18 protein-coding genes and 1 tRNA gene are annotated in these 21,556 nt (G+C 62.6%); 6 read left to right on the forward strand and 13 right to left on the reverse strand.

Features of this window, described 5'->3' with window-relative positions; genetic code table 11:
* Positions 1-138: 138 nt before the first annotated feature.
* Positions 139-906, forward strand: a complete 768-nt coding sequence (locus ABE493_RS03115) for a glycosyltransferase family 25 protein (protein WP_346497183.1) — start codon at positions 139-141, stop codon at positions 904-906.
* Between the two features lie 26 nt (positions 907-932).
* Here the strand turns inward: ABE493_RS03115 and ABE493_RS03120 are convergent, their stop codons facing one another.
* The 5 genes from ABE493_RS03120 to ABE493_RS03140 form a co-directional block, all read right to left on the reverse strand.
* Entirely contained in the window at positions 933-1,850 is a 918-nt protein-coding gene (locus ABE493_RS03120; protein WP_346497185.1) for a glycosyltransferase family 2 protein, read from the reverse strand.
* The gene (locus tag ABE493_RS03125; protein WP_346497187.1) at positions 1,847-2,794 is read right to left on the reverse strand and encodes a UDP-glucuronic acid decarboxylase family protein; all 948 of its coding nucleotides are present in this window, start codon (positions 2,792-2,794) and stop codon (positions 1,847-1,849) included. The genes ABE493_RS03120 and ABE493_RS03125 overlap by 4 nt, the downstream gene beginning before the upstream one ends.
* A 102-nt stretch (positions 2,795-2,896) precedes the next feature.
* Entirely contained in the window at positions 2,897-3,817 is a 921-nt protein-coding gene (locus tag ABE493_RS03130) for a glycosyltransferase family 2 protein (protein ID WP_346497189.1), read from the reverse strand.
* On the reverse strand, positions 3,814-5,067 hold the full coding sequence (locus ABE493_RS03135) for an O-antigen ligase family protein (RefSeq protein WP_346497191.1): 1,254 nt from the start codon (positions 5,065-5,067) through the stop codon (positions 3,814-3,816). Before ABE493_RS03135 ends, ABE493_RS03130 begins: the two co-directional genes overlap by 4 nt.
* Positions 5,068-5,306: 239 nt before the next feature.
* Positions 5,307-6,134, reverse strand: coding sequence for a glycosyltransferase family 2 protein (locus ABE493_RS03140; RefSeq protein ID WP_346497193.1), 828 nt, complete (start codon positions 6,132-6,134; stop codon positions 5,307-5,309).
* Between the two features lie 101 nt (positions 6,135-6,235).
* Between ABE493_RS03140 and ABE493_RS03145 the strand changes: the two genes are divergently transcribed.
* Complete coding sequence (locus tag ABE493_RS03145; RefSeq protein ID WP_346497195.1) at positions 6,236-7,267, forward strand: CDP-glycerol glycerophosphotransferase family protein; 1,032 nt, start codon at positions 6,236-6,238, stop codon at positions 7,265-7,267.
* Between the two features lie 159 nt (positions 7,268-7,426).
* Here ABE493_RS03145 and ABE493_RS03150 read toward each other — a convergent pair whose 3' ends face one another.
* The 4 genes from ABE493_RS03150 to ABE493_RS03165 form a co-directional block, all read right to left on the reverse strand.
* Positions 7,427-8,938, reverse strand: coding sequence for a PH domain-containing protein (locus ABE493_RS03150; RefSeq protein ID WP_430980702.1), 1,512 nt, complete (start codon positions 8,936-8,938; stop codon positions 7,427-7,429).
* Positions 8,935-9,444, reverse strand: coding sequence for a PH domain-containing protein (locus ABE493_RS03155; RefSeq protein ID WP_346497197.1), 510 nt, complete (start codon positions 9,442-9,444; stop codon positions 8,935-8,937). The genes ABE493_RS03150 and ABE493_RS03155 overlap by 4 nt, the downstream gene beginning before the upstream one ends.
* A gap of 210 nt (positions 9,445-9,654) precedes the next feature.
* Positions 9,655-10,776 (reverse strand): GTP cyclohydrolase II RibA, encoded by a 1,122-nt coding sequence (gene ribA / locus ABE493_RS03160; protein WP_346497199.1) that lies wholly within the window; start codon positions 10,774-10,776, stop codon positions 9,655-9,657.
* Between the two features lie 74 nt (positions 10,777-10,850).
* Positions 10,851-11,771 carry a lauroyl acyltransferase gene (locus ABE493_RS03165; protein WP_346497201.1) on the reverse strand — a complete coding sequence of 307 codons (921 nt, stop codon included), beginning with the start codon at positions 11,769-11,771 and terminating at the stop codon, positions 10,851-10,853.
* Positions 11,772-11,834: 63 nt separating this feature from the next.
* On the opposite strand from ABE493_RS03165, the gene dtd reads away from it, so the two are divergent.
* From dtd to ABE493_RS03180, 3 genes are all read left to right on the forward strand, one after another.
* The gene (gene dtd / locus ABE493_RS03170) at positions 11,835-12,275 is read left to right on the forward strand and encodes a D-aminoacyl-tRNA deacylase (RefSeq protein ID WP_346497203.1); all 441 of its coding nucleotides are present in this window, start codon (positions 11,835-11,837) and stop codon (positions 12,273-12,275) included.
* 93 nt (positions 12,276-12,368) lie between these two features.
* On the forward strand, positions 12,369-14,219 hold the full coding sequence (gene rpoD / locus ABE493_RS03175; RefSeq protein WP_346497205.1) for an RNA polymerase sigma factor RpoD: 1,851 nt from the start codon (positions 12,369-12,371) through the stop codon (positions 14,217-14,219).
* 236 nt (positions 14,220-14,455) lie between these two features.
* Positions 14,456-14,531: transfer RNA gene (locus ABE493_RS03180), tRNA-Ile, on the forward strand.
* Between the two features lie 235 nt (positions 14,532-14,766).
* On the opposite strand, the gene ABE493_RS03185 is transcribed toward ABE493_RS03180, so the two are convergent.
* The 3 genes from ABE493_RS03185 to ABE493_RS03195 form a co-directional block, all read right to left on the reverse strand.
* The gene (locus ABE493_RS03185; protein ID WP_346497207.1) at positions 14,767-15,567 is read right to left on the reverse strand and encodes an aminoglycoside phosphotransferase family protein; all 801 of its coding nucleotides are present in this window, start codon (positions 15,565-15,567) and stop codon (positions 14,767-14,769) included.
* 242 nt (positions 15,568-15,809) lie between these two features.
* On the reverse strand, positions 15,810-17,621 hold the full coding sequence (locus tag ABE493_RS03190) for a TonB-dependent receptor (RefSeq protein WP_346497209.1): 1,812 nt from the start codon (positions 17,619-17,621) through the stop codon (positions 15,810-15,812).
* The gene (locus ABE493_RS03195) at positions 17,621-18,403 is read right to left on the reverse strand and encodes a TonB-dependent receptor (RefSeq protein ID WP_346497211.1); all 783 of its coding nucleotides are present in this window, start codon (positions 18,401-18,403) and stop codon (positions 17,621-17,623) included. The genes ABE493_RS03190 and ABE493_RS03195 overlap by 1 nt, the downstream gene beginning before the upstream one ends.
* Positions 18,404-19,194: 791 nt before the next feature.
* Between ABE493_RS03195 and ABE493_RS03200 the strand changes: the two genes are divergently transcribed.
* Entirely contained in the window at positions 19,195-20,292 is a 1,098-nt protein-coding gene (locus ABE493_RS03200; RefSeq protein WP_346497213.1) for a serine hydrolase domain-containing protein, read from the forward strand.
* Positions 20,293-20,404: 112 nt separating this feature from the next.
* On the opposite strand, the gene ABE493_RS03205 is transcribed toward ABE493_RS03200, so the two are convergent.
* On the reverse strand, positions 20,405-21,535 hold the full coding sequence (locus tag ABE493_RS03205) for an alpha/beta fold hydrolase (RefSeq protein WP_346497215.1): 1,131 nt from the start codon (positions 21,533-21,535) through the stop codon (positions 20,405-20,407).
* Positions 21,536-21,556 lie beyond the last annotated feature (21 nt).

Raw genomic sequence — 21,556 nt, forward strand, 5'->3', positions numbered from 1 at the left:
TGCAAGTTGTTGGCGGGCTGGTATTGAAAAAGGTGGCAGCGTGTTGATCAGGTACTATCATGGCTCGCAGCTGTGCTCAGGATGGCTCCTGAAGCGTCGGGAGCCTGTGTTGATTCTTTTCCAGGATCGCTTCGCGCAATGACCCGGCCGTCCGCAGACCTGCCCCTGTATGTGATCAATCTGCCAGCATCGGCGGATCGTCGTGCCTCGGTCCAGCGGCAGGCGGCAGCATTGGGTATCGAGCTGACGCTATGGGAAGCCGTCAACGGTAGTGTCCAGCATCCGCTGTTTGCCAAGGTAGACGAAAAGCGTCGGCTGGCCTGCAAGGGGCGGCCGTTCCGCGCGGGCGAAATCGGCTGCTGGGCCAGCCACTATCTGCTGTGGCAGCAGTGCGTGGACAGTGGTCGGCCGATGATCGTGTTTGAAGACGACATCACCATCGATCCGCGCTTTCTGGATGTCTTGCGTGACCTGCCTTCATTACCGGATTCGGTAGGCTACTTCCGCCTGCATGCCGCGGACCGGCCCAGCTCGCCCTGGGTCCAGTTTGGTGACTTCGTACTGCACCGTTATTGGCGCAGCCCGCTGTGTGCATTTGGCTATTACCTGGCACCGTCGGCGGCGGAAAAATTCCTGCGCCATGCCGAGCGCTGGGTGCTGCCGGTCGACGATTACATGGACCTGGCCTGGTTGCACGGCGTGGAGTGCCTGGGGCTGAAGCCCGGCGTGGTGCGCAGCGGTGACCTGTTCGCATCGGTGATCCAGGCGGGTCGCAAGACCAAGCCGGGTGTCGGTGTATTGGGGTGGTTGAGCCGCGAGAGCTACCGTGCGCGCCTGAGCGTGCGCTGGTTTGTGCACAACCTGATGTCCCGGCTGCGCTGGCGCGCGCCCAGCAGCAACGGTTGATTGCCTGCGCACGTCACGCGCATTGCTCAAGGGCGTTGTTGGGTACGCCCGAACAGAATGCTGATGGCTTGTTCGTAACGCTCCCACCAAGGCGCATTGCCGCGCAGCGCAATGCGTGCATAGCGGCGCCGCTCCTTGCCGCTGGGTTGCGGTTTGGTGCGGTATTCGCGCTTGCCCAGGCTGCAGCAACCTTCGTCCAGGCTATTGCGCGCCGCGTACACACGGACAATGCCGTAGTTGCGCAAGCTGTTGCGGTAGCGGCTGGTTGGTTCGCGGCGGCCGGCCCACCAGCCGTTGTTGCCGTGGGTGCGGTACTCCACGCAGGCGGTGGGCAGGTAGTACTTGCGTGCGCCCAGGATGCTGGCGCCATGCACCACGCAGGCATCGGCACACAGCTTCCATTGGCGGCGGAAACTGTGCGGCAGGTCGAGCACGTCGACAGCCCAGCTGCGGCGCAGTGACAGTGCCGAGGTGGGCGCGCCGTACCACGGCAGCAGCAGGTAAGTGCTTACCGCGGTGTAGCCCAGATCGATGGGTTGCGGGCTGTTTTCATAACGAATGCTCAGCTGGTCGATGCCGAAGGTCTGCAGGTCGCTGAAGACAAAATCCACATCGCGGCGGGCGTCATAGATAGCGCCGACTTTTTGCAGGTACTCGGGCTTCCAGCGGTCATCGGCATCAAGGAAGCAGACCACATCGGCATTGGCGGCAGCCACACCGCGCTGGAACGCCGCCAGCTGGCCTTCGTTCTCGCCAAACAGCAGGCTTACCCGCGCGTCGTCGCCATAGCGCTGGCGCAGCAGTTCCGGCGAGCCGTCACTGGAGCCGTCGTCGATCACGAGGATCTGTGTAGCCGCGCGGGTCTGGGCCAGCACGCTGTCCACCGCTTCGAAAACGAAGCTGGCGTAGTTGTAGTTGGTGATGACTACCGCAAACGTGGTCATGCGGCGTCCTCCGCCAGCAGCTTGCGGAAGTAACCAATGGTTTCCTTCAAGCCGTCTTCCAGTGCGACCTTGGGTGTCCAGTCCAGTTTTTCACGGGCCAGGCGAATGTCCGGCTGGCGTTGACGCGGGTCATCCGAAGGCAGTGGCCGGTACACCAGGCGCGAACGCCCGCCGACCAGCCGCAGCACGGTTTCAGCCAGTTCCAGCATGCTGAACTCGCCGGGATTGCCGATGTTGATCGGCCCGGTGAAGCCCGCTTCGGTATCCATCATCCGCAGCATGGCTTCGATAAGATCATCCACATAGCAGAAGCTGCGGGTCTGGGTGCCGTCGCCAAAAATGGTGATGTCTTCGCCGCGCAGCGCCTGCACGATGAAGTTGCTCACCACGCGGCCATCATTGGGATGCATGCGTGGGCCGTAGGTGTTGAAAATGCGCACGACCTTGATGTCCAGCGCGTGCTGGCGGTGGTAGTCGAAGAACAGGGTTTCAGCGCAGCGCTTGCCCTCGTCGTAGCAACTGCGCAGGCCGATCGGATTGACCCGGCCCCAGTAGCCTTCCTGCTGTGGATGCACTTCCGGGTCGCCGTAGACTTCGCTGGTGGATGCCTGCAGGATGCGGGCGTTCAGCCGCTTGGCCAGGCCCAGCATGTTGATCGCACCATGCACCGAGGTCTTGGTGGTCTGCACCGGATCGTGCTGATAGTGCACCGGTGAGGCCGGGCAGGCGAGGTTGAAAATGCGGTCCACCTCCACATACAGTGGGAAGGTGACGTCGTGCCGCAGCAGCTCGAATTCGGGTCTACCCAGCAGGTGCGCGATATTGCGCTTGCTGCCGGTGAAGTAGTTGTCCACGCACAGGACCTCATGTCCTTGCTGGATGAGTCTGTCGCATAGATGAGAACCAAGAAATCCCGCACCACCTGTGACCAGGACGCGTTGCATAAAAGACTCTAGATTGGGAGGTAGCCGGTGCTGTACTCAGCCCCCATCCGGCAACGCCATTCTGCCACGGTCTGTACCCGGGCCGGGGCAGTCAGTGCTGAATCAGGCGTTGGATACCGGGGACGCAGGCGCAGGCTTGCCTCGCCCTGGTACCAGGTCCAGCCCCAGTGCGGCGGAGAATGCCGCCGATCCCCATGCCGCCCACTTGATCACGTCACGGCGTCGCAGCAGCAGGCTGTAGACCACCACTGCCGGCAGCGCCGCGACCATCAGCTTGGCCAGGTGCAGGCGCCCGGCGCCATTGCCCATGTAGCGGCGGATCGCAATCTGCCGTGAGCGGGCGTAGTGGAAACGCTTGATGAAATCGGTGCGGATGCTTGGAGCGGAGGAGGCGCCACCCTTATGGAAGGCGCGTGCGGCAGGTTGCAGCAGGCATTGATAGCCGGCCTGGGCCATGCGCAGGCACAGGTCATCGTCTTCGTAGTACAGGAAAAATATCTCATCGAAGCCGCCAATCTCGCGGAAAGCGCGGGTTCGCAGCAGCTGACAGCAGCCGTGGATCCAGTCAGCGACGACGATCGTGTCCGGCACCTTGCAGGTGCTGTCGACATCGGGCTTGAAGAAGGCATCACGGTGCGAGATCTGCGGGACGGTTTCACTGCGCCAGTTCTGCGGGCCAACCACCCCGGCCTGCGGGTGATCCTGCATGCAGTCCAGCAGGTATTGCAGGTCCTCTGGCGCGATCAGGCAGTCTGGATTGAGCAGCAGGGCGAAGGGGGTCTGTACAAGCGCCATCGCCTGGTTGTTGGCGCTGCCATAGCCGGCATTGCCTGCGCGCGTTACCAGCCGGGCATGGGGGATGCGCTGGGCGATGTGCGTGGTGGTGTCGTCGCTGCTGCCGTTGTCGATGATGACGACATGCGGAAACCTGGCCAAGGTGCTGGCCATCGCCTCCACAAGGGTCGAACTGTTGTAGGTGACGCAGACTACGGTCACCTCATCAAACGACGGGCAGGGATTCATGACGTGGGTTCGCGCTCTTTAGCAGCACCGTACCAAGGGAAGCTGCCCAACGGGATGCAGGCCAGCAGCAGGACAAAGACATGGCGATGGGTGAAGTTGCTCCAAAGCCCATTGGCCAGGCCGGCGGCGACATAGATGATCAGGATGCTGGCAAAGATACCCTTTTGTGGATCGGGCAGCTTGCGCGTATGGACGGCAAAGCCCAGCAGCAGGCCGGCAAAGACCAGCAGGCCTGCGGTGCCTTCCTCAGCCAGGATGAGCAGCGCTTCCTGGTGCGGGTGGCCGGTGATGAATGGCGCCGAGCCCGGAATGTCGCGCATCTGTTCCAGATAGAGGGGTTCCCACTGATTCAGCCCGTGGCCGAAGACCGGCGCATCGGCAATGATCGGCAGGGTTTGCTGCCACAACCAGAGACGGATCCCGCTGGAGGTCGGCTCCTGGGTGATCAGGTAGCTGTCGACTTCTTCGCTGATCGAGCTGAGCATGCGTTCGCGGATGCTGGGGGTCGACCACAGTGCGGAAATGGTGACAAGGATCAGGCCGCCGCTGATCAGCAGCGTGCGCCAGCCGTTGAAGCGATGCGCGACCAGACGGTAGATCCAGTAGCCCAGCAGCGGCAACAGCACGAGATAGGTTGTCCGGCTCTGTATCAGCAACACCACGTTGGCCAATACCACTGCCGCCGCCAGCAGGGCCACGTTGCGCCAGCGTCGGCTGGGGCTGCTCATTGCTGTGGCCACCAGCATCGACATCAGGATCAGGCTGGCCAAGCCTTGCTGGGTGTATTCCTTGAACACGGTGTTGCGCATGGAAGGCTGGATTTCAGCCACTGCGCGCTGCGGCACCAGGCCGAACTGCATCAGGTAGGAAATCACCACCACCAGGCCGGCAGCCACGGCAAACGCGGCCAGCGCGCGCCAACGCCAGCGCGAATCGCGCAGCAGGCTGGCGATCAAGGCCGGGTAAAGACAGCCCCATAGCGACGCTTCGCTGAACACCGAGGCGCCGGTGCTGAGGGTGGAATGCAGCGCGCTGGCGAGCAGTACGGCAAACCAGACCAGAAAACCGATCACCACCGGCTCACGCCAGGCGGCGCGCCAACGCGCCAGCAGCTCGGTGCCGGCCAACGAACACAGCAGGCTCAGGCCGATCAGGATATTGGTGGCCGGCTTGTTGATGGGCGCGGCAAACAGCGAGAGCACCGCGCACCACTGACCGATCGTCAGCAGCCGGGCTCGAAATGCGTACAACAACGGGGGGGATTGGACCGCAGTCAAATGATTCACGTAATGGATCACACCGGTGGGGCGTGGAGACGCCGCTGGGAGGGTGGCAGTGACAGCGGGACGGCCACCGTGCAACCAGTCTGATTCTCAGTCGCTAGAACGAACAATTCTAGCGATGCGAACCTGCATCTTCAACGAACAGAATTGCATGTGCGTGGCAATTGCCGGGCAGGGTTCAGTAAGTACTGTGACCCTTGGCAGGCTTACTTGCCCTGGCTGTTCCCGGCGGACGGGGTCACCAGCGGCTGCCCGTTCTGCAGCAGCCACAGCATGATGGTTTTCTGCCGCACGTAATTGGCGCTGACGAAGGCTTCGATCAGCCCCGGCCAGCCATCCAGGAAGCCGCGTTTGACCACGTAGCTGCGGACGAAGCGCCAGCTCGGGGCGATGATCAGCTTGCCCAGGCTGGCACGCTTGCCCTTGCCGAACTCGTGTTCGGCCATCATCCGCGCGTATTTCTGCTTCTTGTCCAGCAGTTGCAGGAAGCTGCGGTAGGGGTGGTGCAGCAGGTCGCCCTTGAGCAGGGCGGCTGGGCCGTCCAGCGATACTGCTTCATGGATCTCGCGATCACCGCGCCAGCCGCCATGACGGCGGTCGAACAGGCGCAGCACGCGGTCGGGATAGGCCGTGCCATGGCGCAGGAAACGGCCAAAGTATTCCGAACAGCGCGCGAACCGGTAGCCGACGGCGCGGGGAAAGCCGGCATCGCGTTCGGATTCGATGGCCTTACGCAGTTCCGGGTTGACCCGCTCATCGGCATCCAGGCACAGCACCCAGTCGTGGCTGGCCTGTTCAACGCAGAACGCCTTCTGGCTGCGGAAGCCATCAAAGGCCCGCTGCACCACGCGCGCGCCGGCCGCCTCGGCGACGGCAACGGTGGCGTCGCTGGAAAACGAATCCACCACCACGATCTCGTCGCAGAACGCCAGCGAGGCCAGGCAGTCACCAATGCGGTCGGCTTCATTGAAGGCGATGATGCAGGCGGACAGGCGCGGGCGCTGGGTGGGCAGGGTGGTGCTTGGGCTGGGCATGCGGCGTCTGGCACGGGGGATGGGCCAAAGCCTAGCAGCGACGGCTCCCACTGGCGATGCGATAATTGCGCAATATCCGGGATATTCAGGAGTTCCCCGCCGTGCCACGCCACTATCTGCTGTACGGGTCCGAGCGTTATGCCCTGGCCATCCTCCGCCCGCTGCAGGCGGCGATCCGCTCACGTGGCGATGAGGCGGCATGGTTTTTCGACGGCCCCGGCGCGGAAGACCTGACCGCCGATGAAACCCTGCTCACGGTGGCCCAGGTGCGCGCATGGAACCCCTGCGCGGTGATCACCTCGTCCAACGCGGTGCCGCACTTCTTCCCCGGGGTGAAGGTGGAAACTTTCCACGGCTTCGACGCGGGCAAGCCACGGCATATCTACATCCGCGGCTTTTTTGACCTGTACTGCACCACCGGGCCGCGCGATACCGCCGCTTTTTCGGAACTGGCACAGAAGACCGGACATTTTTCGGTGGTGGAGACCGGCTTCCCGAAGATCGACCCGTTCATGAGCCAGCTCAAGGACCAACCCGACCCGGTGCGCGAGCCGCCGGTGATTCTGTACCACTCCACCTTCTCGCCGTCCTGGAGTGCCGCCGGCATCCTCTACGACGAGATCAAGCGGCTGTCGCAGACCGGCGAATGGCGCTGGATTGTCACCTTCCACCCGAAGATGGACCCGGAAATCGCCGCCAAGTACCGCGCGCTGGAAGGCCCGTACCTGCGCTTCGCCGATGACGACAACATCCTGGACCTGTTCCCGCAGGTGGACATGATGTGCTCGGACACCTCCTCTGCACTCAACGAGTTCCTGCTGACCTACAAGCCGGTGGTCACCTTCAAGAACCGCCGGCCGGGCCCGCAGCTGATCGACATCGATGACCCGGCGCAGTTTGAAGGCGCTATCCGCACCGCCTTGTCGCGGCCGCCCGAGTTGATGGCGGCGGTGCGCCAGTTTGCCGATCAGCTGCATCCCTACCGCGATGGCCAGTCCAGCGAGCGCATCCTGCAGGCCATTGATGACTTCATCGCCAAGGGCGGGCGCAACCGCAAGCCCAAGCCACGCAACTGGTGGCGCAAGATCAAGCTGCGCAAGCGCATCGGCTATTGGGGGCCGGCGCGGGTTTAGTTGCTGAAGCTTTCTTCCTCTTCCGCTCCTTCGGAACCCTTTCCCGCAAGGGGAGAGGGGGAAAGCTGCAATCAGGGGCAATGCTTCAACTCGCGATGACCGCTCACTCTCCCATCGCGGGAGAGGGTGGCCCCAAGGGGCGGGAGAGAAGGGGAGCGCTCACCAACGCAGCTTGCGCCGCACCATCTCCCGCTCAAGCTGCGCCATCAATGCACGCGCCTGTGCTTCTTCCAGGAAGCGCAGTTGCAAGGCCGGCGCGCCGGCCGCGCCTGCGGTATCCAGGGTCAGCGTCGCGGTGCCGAAACGCCGGTCCAGCGGCGAGCGATCCAGTCGCAAGGCCTGCAACTTGTCCAGCTCGGCCACGCGCCACCAGCGGTTCCACCAACCGCCGCGGATGGCGACACGCTGCGCATCGATGTTGTAACCGATCCGGCTTACCTGGCGATGCGCCTTCAGTGCCGACCACGGCAGCCACAGCAGGGGCAGCAGGCCCCATGCGCGCCCGGTCTCGTAGACCAGCAATGCCGACAGGCTGCCCATCAACAGCAGCGCGGGCAGACATAGGCGCCACCAGCCGCGGGTGCTGACCGGCTGCCATTGCGCCGGCGGCCATTGCAGTTGCGGCAGCAGATGCTGCAGCAGGCCGTCACAGGTGGCCGGCGGTGCCAGCGGCGCAAGTTCCTTCAGCGCGCGCCCGTCCTGCTCCTGCTGCTGGCCGCCACTGGCGATGTCCACCCGCAGTTGCCGGCGTTTGAACAGACGATGCAGTGCGCCTTCGCGCAGCGTCCAGGCCTGGATGCGGCGCTGGGCGACGCTGCTGCGCACACGGGTAAACAGGCCGCGCTCGACAGTAAGGCGGCGGTCGGCCTCGCTCAGGCGGAAGCCGTAGTACTGCACGATGGCCAGGCCGACCGACAGCAGCCGCATCAAGACCAGTGCGAACGCCAACAGCAACAGGCCGCTGGCGACCATTGTCAGTGTGCCCAACTGCAACTGGCTGGCATAGCCGAAGGCATGCCGGCCTTGTTCCTCGATGAAATCAGAGGTGGCCCGGCGCGGAAACAATTGATACGCCGCGCCGATCGCCGCCACCAACACCACCATCGCCCGGTTGGAAATCAAGCCTTGGCGTACCAGTTCTGACAAGGGCAGGCTGAGCAGCACGCCGTCGCTTGTGATCTCGGTCTGCGTGGTTGCCGCGGCCCCACTGCCGCCTTGGCGGATCAGCTGCTCCAGCTCCAGCGCCTGCGCCAACTTGAGCACGCGCATTTCCGCCTCGGGCTTGTCGCCGCCGGCCGATTCCAGGCGCAGTTCGGCCACGCCGAACATCCGGTGCAGCAGGTTCTGGTGCACCACCACGTTGTGGATGCGCGCGAACGGGATTTCGCGGCGGGTGCGCTCAAAAATGCCGCTGCGGATGCTCAGCGCATCGCTGCCGATGCGGTAGCGATAACTCAGGTATTGCAGCACCGCTGTGGCCACCAGCGCCAGCACGATCGCGCCGCTGATCCAGTGGTGGTAGGGCAGGTCATCATCGCGGCGGCTGCCGAATACCAGCAGCGCCAGCAAGGGCAGCAGGAACTGCTGCACCTGCTGCTGCAGGGCAAACAGCCACGACCACGGGTGCAGGCGTTGCTCTTCGTTGGGCAGCGGCGGTGGCAGCTCGCTCACAGTGCGTCGTCGTCGTGGTCGAGCTGGCGCGCCAGGCGGTCACGCAGGCGTTCGGCGTCGGCCTGTGCCAGCCCAGCCACCGCCACGGTGTTCATGCGGGTGCCGGCGGTGTGCACGATCAGCGTGGCCAGCCCGGCCATGCGCTCCAGCGGGCCGCGGCGCAGGTCCAGGTGTTGTACGCGCGATACCGGTACATGGCTTTCGCTCTGCCACATATGGCCGCGGCGCACGCCCAGCGACTGGCTGTCCAGCCGCCAGAAGGTGAGCCGATGCCGACGCCAGCCAAACCATGCGCCGAGCAGGGCGCCAACGGCGGCGGCCGCCAGCGGGACGACAAACAGGTGGGATCGATCGATGGCCAGCATCACCACCAGGCAGGCTACGCCGAGCAACAGCGCCATGCTCAGTGCCGTACCGGCGGCGGCAAACAGCGCGCCGCGTGGCGGCAGGGCCTGCCATTGTTTGTCGTCCAGCGCGGGTGTATCGAAGGCAGGGGGTTCAGTCATGCACAGACGATATAACGGCGGGGCCGTACAACGGTAGTTGGGGTGGCGATGGCTGTTGTAGGAGAGGCTTAAGCCGCGAAGCTGGCGAGGCGGCAGGACGCCGGAAAGCCTGCGCTCGGAATTTCAAGGTGGGGCGCCGTCGCGGCGCCGGGTGGTGTGGTGGTTTCGCGGCTTACGCCGCTCCCACAAATACCGCGAAAAGCAGGGCCGTTACTGCGCCGCCATGATCAATGCATCCACATCCAGGTGGTGGCCGGCACGTGCAGCCTTGGTGCGCAGGTACTGCTCGTTCTCGTGGGTGATCTCGCCGGTGATCGGCACGCAGCCCACTACTTCAATGCCGGCGTTGCGCAGGCGCTGCACCTTGGTGGGATTGTTGGTCAACAGCTGGATGCGCTGTACGCCCAGCGCGCGCAGCATGGCCACCGCGCTGCCATAGCGGCGCTCGTCGGCACCAAAGCCCAGCTGCGCATCGGCATCAATGGTGTCCAGGCCTTCGTGCTGGTAGCCGTAGGCGCGCATCTTGGCGGCGATGCCAGTGCCGCGGCCTTCCTGGTCCAGATACAACAGGATGCCGCCGCCCAGGTCCTTGAGCGTGCGCAGGCCGCGCCGCAGCTGGTCGCCGCAGTCGCACTTGAGCGAGCCGAACAGGTCGCCGGTGAGGCAGGACGAATGCACGCGCACCGGTACCGCGCCGCCCATGTCGGGGGTGCCGACAATCACCGCGACCTGGTCGCGCTGGGCCACGCCGCCACGGAACACGGCGAACTCGCTCATGCCGACATCACGCAGCGGCACCGGCGAGCGGGTGACCAGTTCGTAGTCCTGGCCGGCCTGGCCGGCACCTTCATACAGGGCGGTGGTGTCCAGCTGCAGGCAGTCATCGAACGGGCTGGCGGCCGCGTCCAGTTCCACCGACACCATGGCCGGCAACAACAGGCCCAGTCGCGCTACTTCCATCGTTGCTGCGTCCAGGGCGTTGCCGCTGGCTGCTGCATCGGCCGACGCGACGGCATCGCGCAGGTAGGCCAATGCCGGCAGCTCGGCAAAATCGCGGCCGGCCAGCGGTACATGGATGCCGTTGGCGGCGCTGATGCCAAGGGTCTGCGCGCGCGCTGCGCTCAGGAACAGGTAATGGCGGCCTTGCGCGGCCCCCGCAAAGGCGGCGAAGCCCTCCGGTGAGCTGCTGTCCAGCGCGATGCTGGCCAGCCGCTGTTGACCATCGCTGATCACCACCGGGCGCCCGGCGCGGAGTTCGGCGGCAGCGCGCTCGCAACGGATGGCGGCGGTCTGGCCGAAGTAGGACGGGCGGGCGAGGGCAGGGCTGTTCATCTGAAACCTTATGGGGGCCGTTGGCTGTCGAATCAATCAAGCAGCACGGGTGATGCAGTGTTGCAGGAGCAGGTTCAATGCGGGTGACGGGCGGTGGCGTAGGGGTCGTGCTCGCCACTGCCGGGTGGCCGCAGGGTGTAGCGCTTGTAGGTCCACTGGTATTGCGCCGGATCGCGGCGGGCGATGCGCTCGATGCCGGCGCTGAGGGTGGCGGCGGCCAGCTGCAGGTCGGGGTCGGCGATTTGCGCTTCGGCCGGTTCGATATGCAGGGCGAAGTCCAGATTGGGCCCGATGCGCTCGCACCAGCCATACAGAATGGTGGCGCCGGTGCGTTCGGCCAGGCGGTTGACCAGGGTCATGGTGAGCGCCTGGATACCGAAGAACGGTACGAACACGCCGTCGCCGTTCTTGGGTTGCTGGTCGGGCAGGATGCCGGTGGCGCCGCCATCCTTGAGTACCTTGAACAACTGCCGCACCGCCGGGCCTTCGGCACGCACCTGGCGTACGTTGTCGCCGCCGCGCACCAGCTGCAGGAATTCATCGCCAACCGGGTTTTCCGGCGGCGCATAGACGATGGCGATGGGGCCGCGCGATGCCAGCCATTGGTTCAGCAGCTCCCAGTTGCCGTAATGCGGGGCGACCACGATCACGCCTTTGCCCGAGGCCAGCGCGGCGTCATACAGCTCTTGGCCATGGCGCTCACGCAGGTGCCGGGACAGGTTGCTGGCCGGGTCGTGGGTCCACAGGTACAGGGTTTCCAGGGCCTGGCGGGCGGTGGTGCGCAGTACCTCGCGGTGCAGGCGCGCGCGCTGCGCCGCGTCCAGCTCGGGGTAGGCCAGCTCCAGGTTGCGGCGGGTCACCCGGCTTTCGCGGGCGTTGATGCTGCGCCACAGCCACGCCACCGTATCGGCCAGGGTTCGCTGCCAGGACCAGGGCAGGTGGGTCAGGGCACAGGCGAGGCGGTAATAGAGCTTGGCGACGGATTGCGGTTTCATTCCCCCAAGTTTAGCCGCTGGCGCACGGTGCTATGGTGCCCGGCCCCCACTGCAGGAGCTGCCATGCTTTGCCTGATCCAGCGCGTTACCCAGGCCTCGGTCACTGTCGACGATGCCGTAGTCGGGCAGATCGGCCCTGGGCTGCTGGCCTTGGTCGGGGTGGAGCCGGGGGATGACGAGGCGATGTTGTCGCGGATGGCGGACAGATTGATCGGTTACCGGGTTTTCGCCGACGATGCCGGCAAGATGAACCGTTCTTTGCGCGATACCGGCGGCGGGCTGTTGCTGGTCAGCCAGTTCACCCTGGCCGCCGATACCCGTTCAGGCATGCGTCCGAGCTTCACCAGCGCCGCCCCGCCGGCCGAGGCTGAACGGCTTTTCAATCGTTTGGTGGCTATCTGCCGTGAAAAGCACGCGCCGGGGGTGGAAATTGGTCAGTTTGGTGCCCATATGGTTGTCAGCCTGATCAACGATGGGCCCGTAACCTTTCTGCTCAGACCATAACGCGCCGCGAACCCACCGCCCCGGCAAGCGTTATGCTGCGCTGGTATAATGCTAGGTTCCCATCTTCACAATCGCCGGTGGCGCGAGCATTACATGGCCAACGAACGTCCTGCCCAGCAAAACGACATCAAGCTTCTGATCAGCAAGGGCCTGGAACAGGGCTACCTGACCTACGCCGAAGTTAACGACCATCTGCCCGACGACATGGTCGATCCGGAGCAGATCGAAGACATCATCGGCCTGATCACCGGCATGGGCATCGATGTCCACGAAGTTGCCCCCGACGCCGACACGCTGATGCTCAGCGACGGCAACACCGGCAACCGTGAAGTCGATGATACCGCCGCTGAAGAAGCAGCTGCCGCACTTACCGCACTCGACACCGAAGGTGGCCGTACCACCGACCCGGTGCGCATGTACATGCGCGAAATGGGTACCGTCGAGCTGCTTACCCGCGAAGGCGAAATCGCCATCGCCAAGCGCATCGAAGAAGGCCTGGGCCAGGTGCAGGCTGCATTGGGCACCTTCCCGCTGGCCGTTGAGTCGGTGCTGGCCGATTACGAACTGCACAAGGAAGGCAAGAAGCGCCTGGCCGAAGTGATCGTCGGCTTCAACGACCTGGTCGAAGAAGCACCGGCTCCGGCCGTTGCTGCCGAAGACACCAGCGATGACGCTGCCGAAGACGCCGACGAAGACGCTGACGGTGACGACGTCGAGGAAGAGGCCGGCCCGACCGGTCCGGATCCGGTCGAAGTTGCCAACCGCATGGAGCAGCTGGCCAGCGATCTTGCCAAGTTCAAGAAGGCTCACGCCAAGGGCGACACCAAGGCCCAGACCAAGCTGCGCGAAGAAATCTCGGCCACCTTCGTGACCCTGAAGCTGCCGCTGCCGCTGACCGACGTGCTGGTGCGCCTGCTGCGCGAGACCATGGGTCAGGTCAAGTCGCAGGAGCGCCGCGTGCTGCACCTGGCCACCATCACTGCCCGTATGCCGCGTAAGGATTTCATCCGTTCGTGGGAAGGCAACCAGACGAATCTGGAGTGGGTGGAAGACGCGATCAAGCGTAAGCAGAAGTGGTCGTCGGCCCTGCGTGACGTCAAGGACCAGATCGTGTCCGAGCAGCAGGCCACCATCGACCTGGAAAAGAACACCCAGCTGAGCCTGGACGAGCTGAAGGAAATCAGCCGCGTCATGGCCTACGGCGAAGCCAAGGCGCGCAAGGCCAAGAAGGAAATGGTCGAGGCCAACCTGCGCCTGGTCATCTCCATTGCCAAGAAGTACACCAACCGCGGCCTGCAGTTCCTGGACCTGATCCAGGAGGGCAACATCGGCCTGATGAAGGCCGTCGACAAGTTCGAATACCGCCGCGGTTACAAGTTCTCGACCTATGCCACCTGGTGGATCCGCCAGGCGATCACCCGTTCGATCGCCGACCAGGCCCGCACCATCCGTATTCCGGTGCACATGATCGAGACGATCAACAAGTTGAACCGCATTTCCCGCCAGATGCTCCAGCAGTACGGCCGCGAGGCCACGCCGGAGGAGCTGGCCAAGGAAATGGACATGCCGGAAGACAAGATCCGCAAGGTGATGAAGATCGCCAAGGAGCCGATCTCGATGGAAACCCCGATCGGCGACGACGAGGATTCGCATCTGGGCGACTTCATCGAGGACACCAATGTGGAGTCCCCGATCGAGAACACCACCAACATCAACTTGTCGGAAACCGTGCGTGACGTACTGGCTGGCCTCACCCCGAGGGAAGCCAAGGTGCTGCGCATGCGCTTCGGCATCGACATGAACACCGATCACACGCTGGAAGAAGTGGGCAAGCAGTTCGACGTGACCCGCGAGCGTATCCGTCAGATCGAGGCCAAGGCGCTGCGCAAGCTGCGTCACCCGAGCCGTTCGGAGCAGCTGCGCAGCTTCCTCGACATCGAGTGATCGCTGGTTTGCAGGTGACGGCTGGCGCGTAAGCGCCGGCAAGGAGAAACCCCGCCCCGGCGGGGTTTTTCTTTGGGCGTGCGGCGGTGGGGTGCGCACAGCGGCGTTGCTGTCCGGCGGCAGCCGGTGCTGCGCCCCTGCAGTCGAGCGCTGCAGTGCGCAATACGCGCACATCAAAAGCAGACACGTGGAAGTAGTCGCACGCAGCCGGCTCCACTACACTGTGTCGTCGCTAAGGGCCTATAGCTCAACGGTTAGAGCAGAGGACTCATAATCCTTTGGTTCCAGGTTCGAATCCTGGTGGGCCCACCAAGCGAATCAAATTCTTGCGGTGTTTTTCCCCGCCAGGCATGCCTCCGCAGAATTTTCTGGTGCCCGTTTGGTGCCCGTACTGCCAGAGCGAAATGCGCACATCAGTTTTCGACGAGGCGACAGGTACTCTTCAGTGCGCCTTGATTGGCCTTCTCGCAAGTGTCGGTGAAAACGGCGGGTGAACCCGCTTCGGTACATTGAATTTCACCAACTACCTCAATTTGGAACGCCAAACCTAGTAGGGGATATCGAGCGCCGACGCGGCTAGTTTCGCTACCTCAATGTTGCTCCCCGGCGCGACGTTGTCGTTGAGCATCCAGATTGCCGACAAACCAGTCCAGGCGAGCACCCACTGCAATAATCTGTGGCGGTCCATATCTGAAGCCGCGGCTACCACTTCTATTCGCTTTGCGAAGCGACCTGGCGCAAGCGCGCTCATAGCATCGGGATTGCAGAAGATGTTCGCATAGTCAAAGCCGCGTTCACCGCACAGCCCTTTGGGATCGATCGCAAGCCAGCCGGAAGTGCCGAAATCAAGCACGTTGCCATGGTGGATGTCGCCATGCAGTACCGTTACATCGCGCGGATCTGAGAGCAGCTCGCGTGCGGTTCTTGCGCAGTGCTCAAGAATGCCCCCGTGCGTCTTCGCTCCGCACAAGAGAGCCTCGAACCAGCGCTCCAATGGAACCAATGGCGGTGGTGGCGCAGTACGTGGTTTGTGAAGCCGTGTGCAAACGCTGCAGAGGATGCGACTGGCTTCGTCGTCCAAGCCACTACCCACCATCTGCACCAGTGACGCCGATCCGAGTGCGCGCTGCATGAGCAAGGCCTCGCCTTCCTGTGCCAGCACGGGCGCTGCACCGTCACCGTTCCACCACGCCATCAGCAAGCTTCCTGCCTGCTCTTCGGCAAGTTTCGAAATTTTAAGCATTGCGGGAAGGCCGCGCTGACGAACTGGAAGCAGGTAGCCATTCAACGAAGCAAACGGGTCGCCGTCCTTCGTTAGATCCCATTTTTCCAGATATTCATCAAACATCGTTTTACTCAATCAAGAATCTCTTGATGATACCCGTGAGGATTCGCTTTCGATAAGCGTACAGGTGACACTTGGCCTTGTTGTTGTTTCGTTACCCGGAGTTCTGCGGTGTAGGCATTGGGATCGAAGCAGCGCAATGGCCCGGACGCCGCTGCGTACCACTCTTGCTTGCGATGGATCATGGGGAAGAACAGAAAAGGGGGCGCTTTAATCAGCGCCCCCTTCTGTTCACAGCGGTTGCATCAGAAGTCGTAGGTCACGCCAAGGCGCATGCTGCGTGGAGTCTGCCAGGACAGGACCTGGCGATAGATGCCGGGGCCGTAGTCCGGCTCCAGACGGGTAGCCTTCTGTTCGTTCAAGGCATTCAGCACGTCAACGGTGAAAGCCAGTTTTCCGTCAGCGAATGAGGGACGGTACTCGGCACTGAGGTTGAGATTCTTGATCCAGGGCGTTTCACCGGCGTCGCCCATCTTGGCCGGCTTGCCGCCACACCAATGGTAGTAGTTGCCAGGGTAGGCCGGGTAGGTCTCATCCGGACCATAGGCCCCCTGACAGGAGTTCGGCGTCCCGCTCATGATCTGCAACGTACTGCTGACGCTCCATTCCGGGTTGATCTGCCACATGCCCATTGCCTTGAGCTGGTGGGTACGATCATTCGGAAGGTGGCCACCGGCATATTCCATCAGGGATGGGTAGTCCCAGTCCTGCGTAGCCGAGATGTCGCTTTGGCCGATGTCGGACTTCACCTGACCTTCGGTGTTGCCGCGACTGTGGGCGAAGGTGTAAGTCACGCGCCCCCACAGCCTGCCGTCGAACGGGTGTTCGATATAGGCATCCAATGCCGTATAGGTGCGCTTTACCTTTGAATAACCGAAGTCTGCGTTGGTGATGGCCAGTTCGGTGTAACCGCCCTGGCTATTGGGCAGGTTGAACACCGCGGCCCTACCGGGGTTGAAGAAATAGCAACCGCGTAGGCCAGTGGTATCAATGCCTTGAGCAGCAGCCATTTCCTCGAATTTCTCGATGTAGCAGGTGTCGTCGATGGCGTTGTTCAACTTGCGGTATGTCAGCTTGGCGCCGTAGTTCCAGTTCTCGTTGAAGACCTTGTCAAAGCCCACGATGTACTCATCCTGCGATTGGGCCTTCAGGTTCTTTGCCGTAACCGTCTTCGGATCCGGCGACTGGCCGTATTCGCGATTGGCCGAGTAGGGGGCGCCCGGGCCGTTGATTGTGTCGATCGCGGTCAGGCCGGTCGGGTTGCCGTTCGCATCGATGCCCGTGTAGGTGTAGTACTCGTTGGTATAGATGGAACCCGCGGCGCCGCGTGCAGCCAGTGAGTTTGGCAATGCGAGGTAGTAGCGCCCAGCGTTACCGTAGACCTTGAATGTGCTGTCGCCATTGACATCCCAGGCGAAGCCCAATCGCGGTGCCCACTGCGGCTTGGTCTGCCTGATGTAGGCCTGGCCTTCCGGGTTGTAATTGATGAACTGGTCATTGCGCAGGCCGAGCTTGACCAGCCAGCGGTCGTTTACCTGCCAGTTGTCCTCGATGTACTGAGCGCGCTGCATGACTTTGACCGAGGCGCGGGTTTCCTGGATGTACTTGGAAACGTAGTAGCCGGTCTCGCCGCCGGGATAGTTGCCGGGAGCGCCCACTCCTCCTTCGCTGATGGGCGTCATCGCGTTCGGCTTGCGGCCGTAGAGCCAAAGGTAACCGGCGTCCGGCGCCATGATGGTGCTGTCGTTGCGGTCTTCGGTCCGCTGGTTGTCGATGCCGGCGGTGATCGCGTGATCGCCCAGATGGTAGGTCACATCCAAGCGGTAGTTTGCGCCAAACGTCTGATGCCTGGGGTCGGATATCTGCGCCAGCTTATTGGCATTGGTGATGGGAATTCCGCCGTTCAGGGCCGGGTTCTGATTGACGCTGCCACTGACCGGTATCAGGTTGGAGAACTTGTTGTCTGGATCGGACTCCAGGTCCGTCTTCTGTTCGCCATACTGGGCATTGACCGTCAGGTTGTCCGTCAGATAGCCCGTGTACTTGGCGATCCACATCACCGCCTTCGTGTCAGTCGCGGTCGCGTTGCTGAGGTAGTCACCGCGGTTGAAGGTGTTGTAGTTGTAGCGGTAGTTCTACCAATCTGGTTGATGACGCCACCGGTGGTGCGCCCGTACGCAGCGCCATAGCCGCCGGTCAACACTTCCTGCTGCTCAATGGAGCCATAAGGCAATTCAATGCCGCCGAAACCTTTCAGCGGATCGGTGACGTTCATGCCGTTGATGTAATAGGCGTTCTCGGAAACAGAAGCACCGCCGAAGGAGGACAGTCGCTGACCGTTGGATGCATTGACGAAGTCGTTGGACCCTTGAATGACGCCAGGAGCCAACTGTGCGATGGCATCAGCGCTACGCGCGATCGGCAGCTTGGCCAACTGTTCGGCCGTGATGACCATGCGTGAATCGACCTGGGTCACGTCGATGGGCTGCATTCGCGTGCCCACTACTTCGACAGCCGACAGCGTCGTGGCGTTGAATGAAGCATCTGCGGTGGATGAAACCGCAACGGTGATACTGCGGGTGCCAACGGTAGCGCCATCCTTGATCTGCTTCACCGTATAGGCGCCAACCGGCAAGCTACTCACGCTGTAGCGCCCGTTTGCGTCTACCACCACGGAGCGCGAAAGGCCTGATGTACTTTCAATAACGATGGTGCTTCCAACTTCGGCCGAGCCGCTGATGGCGCCCGATGTGGATTGTGCGTGTGCACTGAAACTCAATACAGCACTCATCAGGGCAACCGTAAGCCCGGAACGGGCCAGTACCTTTATTGTCGTCATCGCTGTTCTCTCCTGCTTAGGAATGCGCTTCGCCTGGGAATGAACGGAAGACGGAGCTTTGGTTGCTGATGTATCCAACTTCCACGAAACGCCCGAACTGTAGTTGACGGTTCAGCAGTGGTCACTGACATAAGTTATGAACTCAGCTACAGAATCGCTGACATAATTGAATTCAGAGATATATTGAAAAGTTCTATTCTTTATCTCTTCAGTGCATGCTCGCCGCCCGCGATGAGCTGATGCCATCGGTCGTAGCAAGGCCCGAGCTTTCGGGCATCGAGCTTGGCAGAGCGCAGCACTGCTGCCGACATCTACGCCTGCCTTCCGTATTTGATGAATCTGCTTTCTTCGCGGATCGGATGCCGTTGGTGGGCCGGCAGTTTTTTTCAAAGTCTGCTGAGACGGCTTTAGCCAGAAGTCAGGGGCCAAAAAGCCCTTGGCTCAACGTTGGATTGAGTCGTTGGGAGTCGCACGAAAGGGGCAACGCGGTTGTGCCCGGTGGCATAGTGGGTGCGACACGTGTGATGTCAGTGCTGGTCGGGTGATCTCAATTCCGCCATTTTTCGATCACTAGGTTTAGAACTCCGGCTAAGCTGAGCCCTCCACAAGGGAGACTGCTGGCAATGTCGATACGCACGGTTCCAGGTCGTCGCCGCTTCATCACACAGTCCGCCACGTTGGGGGTTCTCGCCGCGTTACCTTCAGCCCAAGCGTTGGCCGCTTCGTGCAAAGACACCGCCAGCAGTTCCTGGATTCCCGACGACACATTCCTCGCTGAGTTGCCTCGGATCATGCAGGCCTTCGCGGTTCCTGGCGTGGGCATCGCGGTGGTTGAAGACGGTGCTGTGGCATGGAGTCGGGGTTTTGGCTTGGCTGATGTACAGACCGGCAGACGCGTTGATGCGCGCACGGTGTTCGAGGACGCCTCGCTCAGCAAGCCGGTGTTCGCGTATCTGGTGATGCAGCTGGTGGAGCAGGGGCGGATCGATCTGGATGTTCCGTTGGTTCGATATCGCCGCCCTGATTACCTTGGCGATCATCCGTGGGTTGCGCTCATCACCGCGCGCGATGTGTTGCGACACACCACCGGGCTGCCCGATTGGCGCAAGTCGCCAGCCACCGAGAAGCTGGTGCCGATGGTGAAGCCCGGCACGCGCATCAACTATTCCGGTGAGGCATTCGTCTGGTTGCAGCTGGTCGTTGAAACGGTCACCAACCAGAGCCTGGATGAGTCGATGCAGACCTGTCTGTTTGGTCCTGCCGGGATGAAGGACAGCAGCTATACCTGGAATACGGATCTGGCCGCGCGTTCCGTTTTTGGCCATCGCGCACACGACCGCGCTGATGCGGGAATGCCGCCGCAGGTGTTGCGCGAACAGTGGAGCGCCGCCCAACGCGTCGCCGAGCGCTGGGGCAAGCCGCTGTCTGCATGGAAGTACGAAGACGCCCAGCGTGCGCTGCCGGAAGTGCAGGCCTTGTCGCCGTCAGGCTTGGTAACGTGGCCGGGCGACATCCTCGCCAACGCCGCCGCCAGCTTGCGCACCACGGTGCAGGACTATGCGACCTTCCTCTGCTTGATGATGGCGGGCCGGCAGCGTGCGGCATGGGAGATCAGCGAGACTGCGCGCCAGGCCATGCTGACACCGCAGATCAGCTTGCCGGGGCGATGGACCGAGAAAGGCCTGGGTTGGAATACCGAGCAGACCCGCGACGGCCCGATGTTCTATCACTCGGGCAGCAACAGCGGCATCTTCAAGAACTTCGCCATTGGCGATGCGCAGCGACAGCGGGGCATTGTGGTGTTGACCAATGGCGGCAGCGGTTCCTATGTGCACCGGCGGGTGGTGCGTGCTGCGACCGGATACGATCTGCTTTCGTACGATCTTTGATCGTATGCGGGTATCCGTTGTTCACGCATCCGCAGCGTGATTGCTATCTGCGATAGCCCCGCTGCCAATCAACTCGGGCCGCGCCTGCTGCCAATGCCGCGCGGCATTTTTGTCAGTGCTCGAAGACGCCATCGCCAGCCTGCTCGGCGATGGGCCGTACCTCCTGCACCAGGCTCAGCAAGGTCTTTCCCGGTTCTTCATTCATCACCTCATGCGCGGACTGTTCGAACCAGATGAGTTTCTTCTGCGGCGCATCTACGCTGGCGAACCATTCGGCAGCCAGCTCCGAGGAGACGTTGCGGTCGTGCCGGCCCAGGAACAGGAACAGCGGCGTCTTGAGCTGGCGGGTGGTGCTCATGTCGAGGGTCAGCGCATCCGCGAGCAGATGCTGCATGGAAAAATCGTTGCCCTTCCGGGCCGCGGCTATATCCGCGTCGGCATACTCCGGTGACAGCGCAAAGGCTGCGGCCTCGGCATCGCCGCCGCGACGGTTGTGGACCATGCCGCCGTAGTGGTTCAACCAATGTCGCTGCTTGAACAGTGCATCCAATGCAACCGGGGTGTTGCCTTGGGCATAGGGTGCTATTGCCTGCAGGTCAGCGATGGCCTGCGCGTTGTGGTCGTGTTGGGCCTGTTGCATTGTCCATGCCCAGCCGCGCCGCTCGCTCTCCGGCGCGTTGGATATCTGGCCCATGCCGATATAGGCATGCAGCCACTGCGGGCGTTGCTTGGCCACTTCCAGGCCCAGATAGCTGCCCCAGGATTGGCCGAGCACGAAAATCTTCTGCTTGTCGAATTCCTGACGCAGCCACGCCACCATTTCCAGCGAATCGGCGACCATGCGCTCGCGGGTCATGGTGGGTGCCAGCTGCGCTGGGTCGTTGCTCGCAAAGGTCTTGCCCGCGCCGCGCTGGTCCCACTGCACCACAGTGAAGTATTCCTCCCAACCGCGCTGGAAGTACCAGCTGGTCGGCATGGCTACCCAGCCCGGCCCACCGTGCAGCATCAGCAAAACCGGGTTGCGGGCATCGTTGCCGCGGATCGATACCCATTGATCTATCCCGCCGATGCGCACCTTCTCCAGGCGTTCGATGCCATTGTCGGCAACCACGCGGCGCATATCGGCAACGATGGCGGTGGCCTGCGCCCGATCACGGGGCGCGGGTGCTTCGGGCACGGCGGCGCTTGCGCCGATACAGACGCCAGCGGTGATGCAGAGCAGGAGCAGCGGCAACAGCTTCATAGGTTTCCCAGGGTTGGTGTC

The organism is Stenotrophomonas terrae, assembly GCF_039674165.1.
GTDB lineage: Bacteria > Pseudomonadota > Gammaproteobacteria > Xanthomonadales > Xanthomonadaceae > Stenotrophomonas > Stenotrophomonas terrae_A.